This is a genomic window from Rhodothermales bacterium (genome assembly GCA_034439735.1).
Taxonomy (GTDB): domain Bacteria; phylum Bacteroidota; class Rhodothermia; order Rhodothermales; family JAHQVL01; genus JAWKNW01.
Genome location: JAWXAX010000032.1, coordinates 1 through 12,477, shown reverse-complemented (window position 1 = coordinate 12,477; position 12,477 = coordinate 1). Strand labels below are relative to the sequence as shown.

Here is a 12,477-nt window from a genome sequence, read left to right as displayed (position 1 = left end):
TCGAAGACCTCGCCGGCGCGCCGCCTCCGCCATACCTCCGCGACCGGCTCGACGCGCCCGTCACCCTGCTCCTGGGCGTCACCCAGGATTTCCTCGGATATATCATCCCCCCGTTCAACTTCCAGGTCCACTCCATCCGCCCGTATGTGGATTCGCACGACTGGAACCACCACTACGAGGAAACCAACTCCCTCGGCCCGCGCACGGCCGACCTCATCCTCCAGGCCGCGCAAGAACTGACCGAGCCAACGGTGGACGTTGTGCGTTGAAGGGTGATTGCGTACCTTCTCCCAGATCCCATCTGCCATCCACCAGACTGCTTTATGGCCTCCTACGACCCTCAGATCATGTTCACGTTTCCCGGACAGGGCTCGCAATACGTGGGCATGGGAAGTGACCTCTGCGATCGGTTTGCCATAGCCCGTTCGGTCTACCAGCAGGCGAACGACGTGCTCGGGTACGACATCCAAAAACTCTCCTTCGAGGGTCCGGACGAGGAGCTGACCCGAACCGTCAACACCCAGCCGGCGCTGCTCACTCACGCCATCGCGTGTATGGAGGTGTTTCGGGAGATCACCGACGGCGCGTTTGCGCCGAGCGTGGCCGCCGGCCATAGTCTGGGCGAGTACGCGGCCCTAGTCGCCTCCGGCGCACTGACGTTCGATGGCGCGCTCCGGCTCGTCCAGCGCCGCGGCGAGTTGATGGGCGAATACGGGCGGGGGAAGATGGTGGCCTTTAAACTCGAGCTGGACACCGTCCGCGGTTTCGCCGACCGCTTCTACTGCGGTATCGGCGGCTGCAACCTCCCCGAGCAGACGGTGGTGGGCGGCGCCGAGGACGATCTGGAGGCGCTCCAGACCTACGCGGAAAGCCTCGGCGTGAAAGGCATTCCGCTCAACACCGAGGGCGCCTTCCACACCTACCTGATGATCAGCGCCGCGGAGGCGTTTCGCCCGACCCTCAACGCGGCGGACATCCGCTCGCCGGCGTGCCGGGTGCTGTCGAACTACACGGGCGAATACCACGACGAGGACGTCGCCAGAATCAAGGCCTACCTCTTCTTCCAGCTGTTTAACCCTGTCAAGTGGATCTGGAGCGTGCAACGCGCGATCACCGACGGCGTGAACGTCGTGTTCGAGTTTGGCGGCGGAATCGGGAAGGGGGATGGGCCGGCCAGTAAACGCCCGAACCTGCAAAGCATCACGAAGCGCGCCTTCCAGGGCGTCGACCGGCACGGCCTCTATGTCCCGGCCATCAATGTCGAGACCATCGAAGAGGCCGCGCGTACGATGAAGCTGCTCTCGCGCCTCGGCGCACCGCCGGCGGGGGGCCCGGCTATGCTACACCTCCCGCTCCGCAACGGCGTCCCGACCGACGAGGCGTTCAAGGCCCTGGTCGCCGCCGGCCCGGCCATCGAGGCTCGCGCGGTGTCCCTGGTGCTGGAGACCGCCGAGGAGAATGCATCCGACATCGCCGCGCGCTCCGCACCCACCGATGCCCCGGCGAAACCCGAACCCTACCTCGTCTCCGGCGGCGACGGCGCCTCGGAACCCCTCCTGGGAAAGGCCATGTTGCTAGCCCTGCAGACCCTCTGACGGGAGAACTACGCCAGTGGAGAATCGACGTGGGGAGCATTGGCGCACCCGGCTCGAAGAACGTGTGCCTCAAACGCCCCCGGCTTTGCCCGAAACCCCACGACGATCAGTCCGCGTCGTTCGTATCCTATTCCCATCAACTTGACTCCTTGAACTACCCCTGGAGCGCCCCGGGCCATACCGACTGATTACCCCGGGATCTACCCCTTCCGGAGCATTAACCGACTGACCCACAATGACCCTTGTTGACTATTCAAGCGCCTCTTCAGCAGGCGCTGTCCGGTATTTTGTCTTTATCGTCTGCATCTGCCTCTTCCTCTTCTTCTTCCTCGTAGTACGGCTCGCCAGTGGATTAGCCCCTGAAATCTATCAGGAGGAGACCCCCGTCAAACCCGTCTATCGGGCGCAACACGCCGATCCACCTGTGCAGGTCTCCGAGCCCGCACGTCTCGCAGCGCCCTGGTCGTAGCCCGACTGCCGGCTCCGCATCAGCCCTTCACCCGGCCCGCACCACCGCCGCGATGGTGGACTGGACGCGTTCCGTCAACGTCTTGACATCCTGTTCGGCGAACGATTCGTACGGAACCGGGTCCAGCACGCGGACGCGGATATGGTGTTTGCCGTGGATCGAGAGCCGGCCCTTGGGGAGCGCATCCTTGCTGCCGATGATGGCCACCGGGAGGATGGGCACCTTCGCCCGTTTCGCCAGCGTGAAGGCGCCGGACTTAAACGGCTGCACCTCTCCGGTTTCCGAGCGCGTGCCTTCGGGGAAGATAAACACGCTGCTGCCCTGCTCCAGGTGGGTCGTCGCGTCGTGCATCATGTCCACGATGCCCTGCCGGTCGCCGCGTCTGATCTTGACGTGGCGGTTGAGCATCAGATTCCAGCCGACAAACGGCACCCGGAACAACTCCGCCTTCGCCACCCACTTGAAGTGGGTGTGGAGCATGTAGCCGGCCATGATGTCGATGAGCGACTGGTGGTTCGAGACAATCACGTATGTCGCTTTCTGGTCGATTTTTTCCCGGTCGTACACCGTGACCTTCCACGCCGGCATCCCCCAGATGTACAGCGAGGACCAGAACGTGGCGAACTTATGCAGGAGGATCAGCCGCTGGTCGAAGGGTTGCGTCACAAGCCGCACGAGGCCGGCGATGGTGGCGCAGATGGTGGCGGTGATGAGGAAGTAGATAAAAAAAACGAAGGTAAAGAGGCGGTCGATCATAGGGAGCAGCCGGCTACGGGCGCGAAGCAGAACGCGGATAGACGGGGGAAACAGACCATCAAACCCAAAACGACTGGCTCAGGTAGCGGTTGCCGCTGTCGCACAGGATCGTTACGATGACGCCCTCGGTGAGCTGACGGGCCAGCCGGATCGAAGCCGCGACGTTGGCACCTGAGGAGATGCCGACGAGCAGCCCTTCTTCGCGCGCCAGCCGGCGGGTCATGTCGTACGCTTCCTCATCGCTACATCGGAGGTCCAGGTCGGACAAGGTCGGGTCGTAGATACCTGGTATGAGCGCCGTCTCCATGTGCCGCAGCCCCTTCAGTACGTGGTGGGGGTCCTCCGGCTGGAGGGCCGCGCATACGATGCCGTCCCGGTAGGTTTTGAGCCGGCGCGTGACGCCCACGAAGGTGCCCGTCGTGCCCACGCCCGCCACGAAGTGGGATATGCGGCCCTGGGTCTGGTCGATGATCTCCTGGCCCGTGCCGGCATAATGCGCGCGCCAGTTTGCATCGTTATTGTACTGGTCTGCATAAAAATAGCCGTCCGCATCCTCGGCGAGTTTATCGCGCACATAACATTGAGCGCCGTCGGAGCCGAGTTCGGGGTCCGTGAGCGTGAGCCTGGCGCCGTAAGACTGGAGGGTCTGTTTCCGTTCCTCCGAGGCATTTTCGGGCATCGCGATTTCGACCGCTATCCCCAGCGCCGCACCGATCATCGCGTATGAAATCCCCGTGTTTCCGCTCGTCGAATCGATCAACGTCTTCCCTTCGTGTAAGTCACCGGAGCGAATCGCCTCCACGATGATCTGGAGCGCCGTGCGGTCCTTCACCGAACCGCTCGGGTTGAGATGCTCGGCCTTGGCATATATCGCCACGCGGGCAGGCACCCCTTCAGTAACCTTGCGTAGCCGGATCAGGGGGGTATTCCCGATGTGGGAGATTGGAGGCAGCTGCGTACAGGCCAACAACGACATCGTACTCGATATCGGGGCGATAACCTCGGTGGAATGATCGGGCAAAGCAGACAAAACCGAGCGAGACACGTTCATACCTCCCATCGTTACTGAAGGGTACAGAGAATCGGTAAACCGACGGAACGATTCGTCCTCAGCGCAAAATATAGAACGAACCGCGCAGGAGTCAAAGGAGCGGGGAGCGGAGGATCGCGTCGAGCGCGTTGACGACGTGCAGCCCGGACTTCGGCGCTCAAGATAGCGCTTCTCATGTTAAGAGTCCGCAAAAAGAGGGGCGGCTAGGATGAGAGCGGGAAGCCGGCGCGCTGCCACCCTCCCATGTGGCCTTCCAACACATAGACCTGCTCGAAGCCGACGAGTTGCAGGATAAACGAGGCGAAGCAGGCCCGAAACCCGGTGCCGCAGTAGACTACGACCGGCTTGTCGTAGGCGATCACAAGGTCTTCATACCGAAGCAGCAGTACGTGCAACGGTACGCTCAGCGCGCCGGGAATGTGGCCCTTCGCATATTCGAACCCCATTCGGACATCGAGAATCGTTGGCGCATCCACCGATCCGATTCGGCCGACCAGCGCCGTCGGGCTGACGGACAGGGCGGTGCCCCGCCCGTATACGATCAGCACGAAGCCGCAAAACAACAACATCAGCGTCGACAACAGAAGACGCCGGCGGGTAAGCACGGTGGTGACGCGCGTTACCCCGATGGAGAGTGATCGCATAGAGTGATGTGTCAATCACCGTCCCGGGCGATGTGGATGAACTCAGGGGGTACTGCCGGGACGTCGTAACGGGAGGCCATGCAAGTTTTGAGAGACGAACGTGTGGGGGAAGGACTCCAGTCCCTCGAACCCAAGCTCGATGTCTCTCCCGTCGTAGGGGATGTAATCCGTCCTAAATAAATAGTCCCAGATGCTCAGAGTCAACCCAAAATTTACACCGTGCACGTGGGCTTCGGGCCAGACACGGGCGTGATGCCAGATGTGCATCTGCGGATTGTTCAGAATATACTTGAATGGGCCCAGATTCAGGCGGAAGTTGGAGTGATTAAAATGCCCCACGGCCAGCGTGAAGATGTGGACGATAAAAAAATCGCCAATCCCGAAGCCGATCATCGCCAGCGGGATGTACTCGATCACGCGGTAGACGACATTCTCCATCCAGTGGAACCGGAGGTGGGCGGCGAAGCCCATTTCCTGGACGGAGTGGTGGACTTTGTGGAACTCCCACAGGAACGGCACCCTGTGCAGGAGGCGGTGAATATTCCACTGGATGAAGTCGCGCACGACAAACAGCGTCACGAGCTGCCCCCACGCCGGCCAGGTGTCGAGGTGGATGGCCACCAGGTTTCGGACCCCGAACAGGGCCAGTAAATCCTTAAAAAGCTCGACGAATAGCTGGGAGGCCGCGTTATAGATGATGAGGGAGAAGAAGAAAAAATTGAAGAACATGTAGAAGAAGTCCAGCCAGAAGTCCTTCCGGAACCGGGCCTGCTCCTTGCGCCACGGGCGCGCGATCTCCAGCAAAAAGAAAAACGCCGATACGCCCAGCAGCCAGTAGAAATAATTCGTCAGGTGCGGATGGGTCACCTCGTGCCACAGATACCGGGCGTAGCCGGCGTAGGCTTCCAGGAAGATGTCGATGTAGCGCGGCATGGATCGGTACCGAGGAGGCTAAAAACAACTGCGTGGTGCGCGAGCCGAGAGCCGGCCGCGCACCACGCCTCATCTGTCGCCGCGCGCCAGGGCGCGGCGGACGCTGGACCCGACGCTCAGGCCGCCTGTTTCGGCCGGGTCGATAACCCGAACGGCAGATACAGCGGGCACGTGCTCACTGCGCTGGTCAGCAAGAACACGACCGCGAGGATACCCAGGATGATGGCGGCGGTGCCGGTAAGCTGGTTCGTGAAATAGAGAATACCGATTACTAGGGCGACAACGACGCGGATGATGCGATCGATCGTTCCCATGTTCTTTTTCATGGCTCTTACCTTGAGAAGCTCAGGTTAGCGGGAATTTTCAGGAAAACAAGACGACAAGCCCCGTGATGAGGCCGACACAGATCAAACAGACCAGCAGCAGCTTCCCGATCACGACAAGGTGTGCTCGATTCATGGGGCATCGCCGGCGCATCTGCCGGATCTCGTTTCCTGGTTGCGGGAGTAATCTACATGCAATCCCCGTGTAATGTCCGTAACATTGTCACAACCGCTACATTTTCCCCTTCGCCCATCATTTCTGTGCCCGATGTAGCAGCCCGTTTCGCGAAGTAAGACCGATCGCGCCGCGTTCGAGCTCAACCAACCCCTCATGTTCGAACTCCTTCAGCAGCCGGCTCACGACTTCGCGCGAGCTGCCCAGTTCGGTCGCGATGGCCTCGTGGGTCGTGGCCACGCGTTCCACCCCGGAATCGAGCAGAAACGCGGCGAGCCGGGCATCGAGCCGGCGGAAGACCACCTCTTCAACCACGCTGATGATGCTCGATAACCGCTGGGCGAACATGTCGAAGACGAACATGCGCCAGGCGCTGTGGGTGTCGATCCACGTCCGAAACACCGAGGCCGGCACCAGAAAGCCCTCGACCGGGGTCTCGGCGACGGCAAAGGCCGGGAAGGCGATGTGATTTAGGATACACGACGCCGTGAGCACGCAGCTCTCGCCGGCGGCGATCCGGTACAACGTGATCTCGCGCCCCGCGTCGCTGGCTTTGTACACCCGCGCCTGTCCCGAGAGGACAAAGGGCAAAAACGTGCACTGGTTGCCCTCCAGGCAAATAAATTCGCCCGGGGCGAGGCGCTTGTGTACCCCCTGCCGGAGAAAATCATCGACCACGGCTGGCGTCGACTGGCGCAGGAAAGGAAATCGTTCGACCAATCGGTCGGCCTCAACTCGGGATGTTTCCATCGATATCGGTACTTCGGGCTGATGTGGAACGCCCCAAGATACGAACAAGCGACACACGGCTTGTTTCGACCAGCGTGTAGATGATTCCCCTACGCCACCATCAGCATTCACCGCTTTCCTGCCGGCCGCTTACTGGCGTATGCTCCCATGGGACCCGTCGCTGCGCCGGCACCGAGGGAAACAGTTTGTTCATTATGCACATCATTGAGGAGTTTGAGATGAACATCAGCATAAAAACCGTGGGTTTCACGCTCACCGAAGCCCTTGAAGCCTTCACCAGGGAGAAAATGAACGATACCCTCCGCGCTTTCGGCCGGATGGACAGCGAAGCGATAGGGACCATCGTCACCCTCGCCCGCACCGAGAATCCCGAATCCCCTTTCCGCGCCAGCGCGGCCATCACCGTCCCGGGGGATCGCTTTTTTATCGAAGAAGACGCCCCGGACATCCATACAGCGGTCACGCAACTCAAAAAAGCGACCATGACCTGCGTCAAACGCTGGCGCGAACGGCTCATCGAACGGCATCAATAGAACGAATCATAGATTCGTTCTATTGATTAAACATCGCACATTAAAGATTGCTACAGTCGTTACCTGCTTCGTTTAAAAACATCCTCCAGAGACCCATTACGCCGCGAATCGGGGTTATGGGTCTCTGCGTGACATGCGGTCTCGCTTTATGCTATCTCCTGTTTAATCCTCTTCATTTTCCAACATCGCGCGCAGCTCTCGGAAGTGCCACTCGATGTTGCCGAGCGTCCAGATAATAGCGCCCAGCGAAAGGATGCCGACCGCTCCGATCAGCATCCACAACCAGGCCTGCCACTCTGCCTCGCCGATCGACATCACGACAAGCAGCAGCAGGAACAGCGCCACGGCCATGATGCCGAGACCCACCACACGGGCGATGTTGAAGGTGCTGCCGGCGGCAGAGAAATGTCCAAGTGAAACACGGTGCGACATACTACGCCGCCTCTATGCGGCGAACCGTTGGTGATGAGGTACACGTCTATACGTACGCCGGCCGAAGCGGCCCGGCTGACAGTCGTGTTCCCCGGCCCGGTACCGCTTTCGCCGATACCCCCCGTCAGGCCATCCACCACATCACCCGCGGTGCGTGCGGCATGCGATAGGCTTCGAGACGCCCGGGCGCTATCTTCCAGCGCTGCTTTTCACCGACAACGTATCGCTGCCTCGTATGTCCGCGCTCAGTGTCTTCGACATGCTCAAAATCGGCGTCGGCCCGTCCAGCTCGCACACGCTGGGTCCCTGGCGCGCCATCCAACGGTGGCTGGCCGAATTGCGGCAGGAGGTGCGATTGGAGGAGGTGAACCACATCCAGGTCGTGCTCTACGGCTCACTCGCCCTCACCGGACGCGGGCACTGCACCGACAAAGCGATCTGTCTGGCGCTCCTGGGGTACGAGCCCGAGACGGTGCCGGTCGACCGGATCGATGCCGTCATCGAGGCCCTGAGCGAGCGCCGGCACCTGGCCCTGACGCCGGGACGCGAAATTCCGTTCGACCCGGTGTCCGATATCGTCTATCTAAAAACCGAGCGCCTTCCGTTCCACGCCAACGGCATGAAGTGTCTCGCTTCGGCCGGCGAGCGGCGGCTGGAATCGGTGTATTACTCGACAGGCGGCGGCTTCGTCGTAAAAGAGGGGGAGTCTGAGCATCCCGAATCCACCCTCAGGTTGCCCTACCCGACCGAGCGGGCGGAGGACCTGCTGGCGCATTGCCGGCGCGACGGGCTTCGGATCGCGGATATGGTGTGGGCCAACGAGCAGGCCTGGCGGGCGCCGGCTCAGATCGAGGTCGACCTGGCCCGGCTCTGGGAGGTGATGAAGTCCAGCATCTTTCGTGGTTGCCACACCGAAGGCCTGTTGCCCGGGGGCCTGCAGGTCCGCCGGCGCGCCCGCGATATGGCGCACAAGCTCCTGGGCGACACCGTCTACCCGGATGTAGATAGCTGGATCGAGGCCATCCGCTCGCGCCCGTTTGTTTTCCGCGATGTATTGAAGTGGGTCTCCTGCTTTGCGTTGGCCGTCAACGAAGAAAACGCCAGCCTGGGCCGTGTCGTCACCGCGCCCACCAACGGCGCGTCGGGCGTCATCCCGGCGGTGCTGATGTATCATGTGTGTTTTTCGACCCACGTTGTAGAGCCTCGGGAGATCGCCCGATTCCTCATGGTGGCCGGTGAAATCGGGACGTTTTTTAAGAAGCGCGCGACGATCTCGGCCGCGATGGGCGGATGCCAGGCTGAAATCGGTGTCTCCTCCGCCATGGCCGCGGCGGCGCTGACGGAGGTGCAGGGCGGCAGTGTCGGGCAGTCGCTCATGGCGGCCGAGATCGCGATGGAGCACCACCTGGGCATGACGTGCGACCCCATCGCCGGCCTCGTCCAGATCCCCTGCATCGAACGAAACTCGATGGGCGCCATCAAGGCCATCAACGCCGCCGCCCTGGCCATCGACGGCGACCCCGCCGCCGCCCGCGTCTCCCTCGACGATGTCATCCACACGATGTGGGAGACGGCCAAGGACATGAGCAGCAAATACAAAGAAACGTCCCAGGGCGGGCTCGCGGTCAATATCTCGGTGCGCGTCCCCGAATGTTAGGGGAATACAACTAGAAAATTACAGATTAAGCGATGGGTCAGGGGCTGAAGCCAGATCCTGTACGCTTAAATCGATGATCTGTAATCGCTTAGTTTGCCCGCGTCACGATGGGCAGGATGCGGTGCATGAAGGCGCCGTCGAGGCTGTAGCGGAGCAGGCCGCCTTCGATGGCGAACCAGGTGATGAGGGTGTGGCGGTAGTAGGAAGTATCGTCCGAGCGAACCGCGGAGACGCGCATGAGGCTATTCAACACATCCTTCACCGCATCGATCGCCCCGGCGCCGCAGTCGTTCGTTAATTCGACCCGTTCGCAGAGCTCCACCACCTCGATGGCGTGTTCTCGCTCCAGAAACGTGAACTGGCCGGCGTGGATCATCAGCGCCATCCACACCTTGCCCTGACGAGGGCTCAGGGCGGTGCTGAGCTTGTATCCGGTGGTGTGCAGAAGACTACTGAGCTGTGCTGGATCCATCTACAAGCTGGCGTGCGAGTTACGGCGACGACCTAATGTAATGAATCAGGTACAGATCCACACCTGTATCTAAAAATATCCCGGGGCCGGCTACGCGCCGAAAAACTCTTCGTACAGGGCGCGGACGGCCGCATCCATATCCTCGTCCTTCACCCCGAACATCATGCTCACTTCGCTGGAGCCCTGATTGATGATTTCGATGTTCACCCGTGCGCGTTCGAACGCGGCGCCGGCGCGGGCCGTGATGCCGATCGAGTGGCGCATGCCCTCGCCGACGAGCATGATCAACGCGAGACCGCGCTCCACCGAGACATCGTCCGCCTCGAGATCCCGTCGCAACGACGCCACCACGCGGGTTTCAATGGCGGGCGGGAAGGCCGACTCGCGAAGGATGACCGACATGTCGTCTATGCCCGAGGGGGCGTGTTCGTAGCTGATGCCTTCGTCCTCAAACACCTGGAGCACGCGGCGGCCGTAGCCCACCTGGCGGTTCATCAGATACTTGCTGATGTAGACGCTGCAAAACCCTTTCATCGCCGCGATACCCACCACCGGCCGGCCGGGCTCGATCTCACGCTGCCCGACCACGAGGGTACCAGGGGCCGCGGGGTTGTTCGTGTTGCGGATATTCACGGGGATACGCTTCCGAAAGACAGGTTCGAGGGCCTCATCGTGGAACACCGAAAAGCCGGCGTAGGCCAGTTCGCGCATCTCGCGGTACGACAGGGTCGAAATCGCCTCCGGGTCCCGCACGATGCGCGGGTTGGCGGCCAGCACGGAGTCCACGTCCGTAAAGTTTTCGTAGACATCGGCATCGACGGCGGCGGCCAGGATGGCGCCCGTGATGTCCGAGCCTCCGCGCGGGAAGGTGACGATATGCCCGGACTCGGCATAACCAAAAAAACCGGGGAAGATGGTGACGCCGGCGCTGTGGCGAAGCGACTCGAGGCGGTCGTACGCCTTCTCGAGGACCCGGGCATTCCCGGCCTCGTCGGACAATACCATGCCGGCGTCTCCGGGATTCACATAGCGCGCGTCGACGCCGCACACCCGCAGGCACTCGGCAACCAGTCTGGCGCTATTGTCTTCGCCGGCGGCTTTCATGGCATCCATAAAATAGCCCTCGCTCGCATACGTCGCCGCGAGACGCGTTTCAAGGTCGCGCCGAATCGTATTCACTACCTCCGCCGGCGCCCCGCAAGCCCCGGCAATCGCCGCGTAGCGGCCGACAATCTCATCCACCCCCTCCTGCACCGACACTCCAGCCAGACGGGCTTCGGCGAGCCGAATGAGTAGATCGGTTACTTTTATATCTCCAGAAAATCGGGCGCCGGGGGCCGATACGACCACGAGCCGGCGATCCGCATCCGATCGAATGATGGCACAGACCTTCCGGACCTGCTCCGCCGTCGCGAGTGAACTGCCGCCAAATTTGGCTACTTTCATGGTGCTGGTTGCTGGATGCGTGATACAGGTTGCTCGACGGCTGAACACAACCAGCAACTAGTACCCAGCATCTAGTTTACATGCGCACGAGGTAAGATGGGGCCGCCAACTTTGAACTTTAGAAAAATGAAAGCGCTTCCTATCGGGAAAGCGCCCCGGTTGTCCCGGTCAAGACGAGGTTTTCAGCCCATGGAGCTGTCAATAACACGCCATTTCCTGTTACATCCGCGCCAGCGCGCAAACGTCATATCTCCTGGCGTAACCCGTGCGGCGAAATGTACGAAGTTGTCTGGCGTTCCATTCATTCACCGAGCACAACCATGAACCGCATCCGTTTATTTCCCGCCGGCGCCCTTTTCGGACTCCTTTTTCTGATGGGCTGCTATACCTCACCCGTCCCGATCGCACCGCTCGACGAAGCGCCCCGCATCGGGGGTCTCGCAGGCGAATGGATCGGGCTGCGGATCGGCGAGGATGCGCCGGACGAGGCGCCCCCCGTCATGACCATTTCGACCCGGGATTCCATCCAGTTTTCCATCGTCGTAATCTCGATCAATCTCGAAGGAGAGCAGGAAACTTACCGATTTCAGGCCTATGCCACGCAGCTCGCCGGCGACTACTTCGGCAACCTGAAAATCATCACGGAGGGCAAGGACGAATACCTGATCGTCCGGTTCGCCTTTTCGGACGACCGTACGTTGCGTGCCGAACTGGTAACCGACGACTTGATGAAGGATATACCGACAACCAGCGCCGCGCTTCGCGCATTTCTTCTGCGCAACGCCGGCAATTCGGCTCTTTATGAAGACGATGTGATGTACTTTGCGCGACAGGAGTGAGGGATTTGCGTCGACCGGTTACGGGTTGACAGGCTGTAACCGGTCTGACCCAAAAAGTCCTATCGTTCGCCCCCATTCGCCAATCGGACCAGACCTGCTTCTCTATGCGTTGGATCCTCATGCTACTTGGCGCATTTGCGGGCGCCGTGTTCCTTGACGAAGAAGGCATCCTTCCCGGCGCCTTTCTCGGCTACCTCCTGCACGAACAGCTCGATATGCGTCGCCGGCTCAAGGAGGTCGAGCAGCGTCTGGCGGGCCGACCGGAGGTCCCTGTCATGGAACGCCCCGCCACGGAACGTCTGGAGGCGCCGCCCCCCGGCGGCGCTTCCGTCGCGGCACCGGAGCCCGCCGAGGAGGTCCTGACACCCGCTCCCGAGACAACGCCGGTCTTCACGCCGTTCG

16 protein-coding genes are annotated in these 12,477 nt (G+C 61.2%); 7 read left to right on the top strand and 9 right to left on the bottom strand.

Annotated features, from left to right (window positions below; all coding sequences use genetic code 11):
* From SH809_02230 to SH809_02220, 3 genes are all read left to right on the top strand, one after another.
* On the top strand, positions 1–269 hold a 269-nt coding region (locus SH809_02230), incomplete at its 5' end, for a hypothetical protein (GenBank protein MDZ4698499.1).
* 54 nt (positions 270–323) lie between these two features.
* Positions 324–1,595, top strand: a complete 1,272-nt coding sequence (locus SH809_02225; GenBank protein MDZ4698498.1) for an ACP S-malonyltransferase — start codon at positions 324–326, stop codon at positions 1,593–1,595.
* A 235-nt stretch (positions 1,596–1,830) separates the two neighbouring features.
* Complete coding sequence (locus SH809_02220; protein MDZ4698497.1) at positions 1,831–2,064, top strand: hypothetical protein; 234 nt, start codon at positions 1,831–1,833, stop codon at positions 2,062–2,064.
* Between the two features lie 27 nt (positions 2,065–2,091).
* Here SH809_02220 and SH809_02215 read toward each other — a convergent pair whose 3' ends face one another.
* The 6 genes from SH809_02215 to SH809_02190 all read right to left on the bottom strand — a co-directional run bounded on the left by SH809_02215 (position 2,092) and on the right by SH809_02190 (position 6,696).
* The gene (locus SH809_02215; protein ID MDZ4698496.1) at positions 2,092–2,820 is read right to left on the bottom strand and encodes a lysophospholipid acyltransferase family protein; all 729 of its coding nucleotides are present in this window, start codon (positions 2,818–2,820) and stop codon (positions 2,092–2,094) included.
* 58 nt (positions 2,821–2,878) lie between these two features.
* Positions 2,879–3,871, bottom strand: coding sequence for a cysteine synthase family protein (locus SH809_02210; protein ID MDZ4698495.1), 993 nt, complete (start codon positions 3,869–3,871; stop codon positions 2,879–2,881).
* A 203-nt stretch (positions 3,872–4,074) separates the two neighbouring features.
* Positions 4,075–4,515, bottom strand: a complete 441-nt coding sequence (locus tag SH809_02205; GenBank protein MDZ4698494.1) for a rhodanese-like domain-containing protein — start codon at positions 4,513–4,515, stop codon at positions 4,075–4,077.
* Positions 4,516–4,557: 42 nt separating this feature from the next.
* Complete coding sequence (locus tag SH809_02200; GenBank protein ID MDZ4698493.1) at positions 4,558–5,448, bottom strand: sterol desaturase family protein; 891 nt, start codon at positions 5,446–5,448, stop codon at positions 4,558–4,560.
* 116 nt (positions 5,449–5,564) lie between these two features.
* Positions 5,565–5,774, bottom strand: a complete 210-nt coding sequence (locus SH809_02195) for a DUF2892 domain-containing protein (GenBank protein MDZ4698492.1) — start codon at positions 5,772–5,774, stop codon at positions 5,565–5,567.
* Positions 5,775–6,024: 250 nt separating this feature from the next.
* Entirely contained in the window at positions 6,025–6,696 is a 672-nt protein-coding gene (locus tag SH809_02190; GenBank protein MDZ4698491.1) for a Crp/Fnr family transcriptional regulator, read from the bottom strand.
* Between the two features lie 218 nt (positions 6,697–6,914).
* On the opposite strand from SH809_02190, the gene SH809_02185 reads away from it, so the two are divergent.
* Positions 6,915–7,229 carry an HPF/RaiA family ribosome-associated protein gene (locus tag SH809_02185; protein MDZ4698490.1) on the top strand — a complete coding sequence of 105 codons (315 nt, stop codon included), beginning with the start codon at positions 6,915–6,917 and terminating at the stop codon, positions 7,227–7,229.
* A 162-nt stretch (positions 7,230–7,391) separates the two neighbouring features.
* Here SH809_02185 and SH809_02180 read toward each other — a convergent pair whose 3' ends face one another.
* A complete protein-coding gene (locus SH809_02180; protein ID MDZ4698489.1) occupies positions 7,392–7,661 on the bottom strand; it encodes a hypothetical protein in 270 nt (89 codons plus the stop codon).
* A gap of 235 nt (positions 7,662–7,896) precedes the next feature.
* Here SH809_02180 and SH809_02175 point away from each other — a divergent pair, with 235 nt between their 5' ends.
* Positions 7,897–9,318 (top strand): L-serine ammonia-lyase, encoded by a 1,422-nt coding sequence (locus tag SH809_02175; GenBank protein ID MDZ4698488.1) that lies wholly within the window; start codon positions 7,897–7,899, stop codon positions 9,316–9,318.
* A gap of 88 nt (positions 9,319–9,406) precedes the next feature.
* Here SH809_02175 and SH809_02170 read toward each other — a convergent pair whose 3' ends face one another.
* Positions 9,407–9,790, bottom strand: coding sequence for a hypothetical protein (locus SH809_02170; protein ID MDZ4698487.1), 384 nt, complete (start codon positions 9,788–9,790; stop codon positions 9,407–9,409).
* Between the two features lie 90 nt (positions 9,791–9,880).
* On the bottom strand, positions 9,881–11,236 hold the full coding sequence (locus SH809_02165; GenBank protein ID MDZ4698486.1) for an aspartate kinase: 1,356 nt from the start codon (positions 11,234–11,236) through the stop codon (positions 9,881–9,883).
* Positions 11,237–11,556: 320 nt separating this feature from the next.
* On the opposite strand from SH809_02165, the gene SH809_02160 reads away from it, so the two are divergent.
* Positions 11,557–12,075, top strand: a complete 519-nt coding sequence (locus tag SH809_02160) for a hypothetical protein (GenBank protein ID MDZ4698485.1) — start codon at positions 11,557–11,559, stop codon at positions 12,073–12,075.
* A gap of 104 nt (positions 12,076–12,179) precedes the next feature.
* The coding region (locus tag SH809_02155) for a hypothetical protein (protein ID MDZ4698484.1) at positions 12,180–12,477 on the top strand (298 nt) is incomplete at its 3' end.

What these genes read in the sequence shown, in the direction of transcription:
- SH809_02225 (MDZ4698498.1), top strand. Translation starts at nt 324, where the DNA reads ATGGCCTCCTACGACCCTCAGATCATGTTCACGTTTCCCGGACAGGGC.
- SH809_02220 (MDZ4698497.1), top strand. Translation starts at nt 1,831, where the DNA reads ATGACCCTTGTTGACTATTCAAGCGCCTCTTCAGCAGGCGCTGTCCGG.
- SH809_02215 (MDZ4698496.1), bottom strand. Translation starts at nt 2,820, where the DNA reads ATGATCGACCGCCTCTTTACCTTCGTTTTTTTTATCTACTTCCTCATC.
- SH809_02210 (MDZ4698495.1), bottom strand. Translation starts at nt 3,871, where the DNA reads ATGAACGTGTCTCGCTCGGTTTTGTCTGCTTTGCCCGATCATTCCACC.
- SH809_02205 (MDZ4698494.1), bottom strand. Translation starts at nt 4,515, where the DNA reads ATGCGATCACTCTCCATCGGGGTAACGCGCGTCACCACCGTGCTTACC.
- SH809_02200 (MDZ4698493.1), bottom strand. Translation starts at nt 5,448, where the DNA reads ATGCCGCGCTACATCGACATCTTCCTGGAAGCCTACGCCGGCTACGCC.
- SH809_02195 (MDZ4698492.1), bottom strand. Translation starts at nt 5,774, where the DNA reads ATGAAAAAGAACATGGGAACGATCGATCGCATCATCCGCGTCGTTGTC.
- SH809_02190 (MDZ4698491.1), bottom strand. Translation starts at nt 6,696, where the DNA reads ATGGAAACATCCCGAGTTGAGGCCGACCGATTGGTCGAACGATTTCCT.
- SH809_02185 (MDZ4698490.1), top strand. Translation starts at nt 6,915, where the DNA reads ATGAACATCAGCATAAAAACCGTGGGTTTCACGCTCACCGAAGCCCTT.
- SH809_02180 (MDZ4698489.1), bottom strand. Translation starts at nt 7,661, where the DNA reads ATGTCGCACCGTGTTTCACTTGGACATTTCTCTGCCGCCGGCAGCACC.
- SH809_02175 (MDZ4698488.1), top strand. Translation starts at nt 7,897, where the DNA reads ATGTCCGCGCTCAGTGTCTTCGACATGCTCAAAATCGGCGTCGGCCCG.
- SH809_02170 (MDZ4698487.1), bottom strand. Translation starts at nt 9,790, where the DNA reads ATGGATCCAGCACAGCTCAGTAGTCTTCTGCACACCACCGGATACAAG.
- SH809_02165 (MDZ4698486.1), bottom strand. Translation starts at nt 11,236, where the DNA reads ATGAAAGTAGCCAAATTTGGCGGCAGTTCACTCGCGACGGCGGAGCAG.
- SH809_02160 (MDZ4698485.1), top strand. Translation starts at nt 11,557, where the DNA reads ATGAACCGCATCCGTTTATTTCCCGCCGGCGCCCTTTTCGGACTCCTT.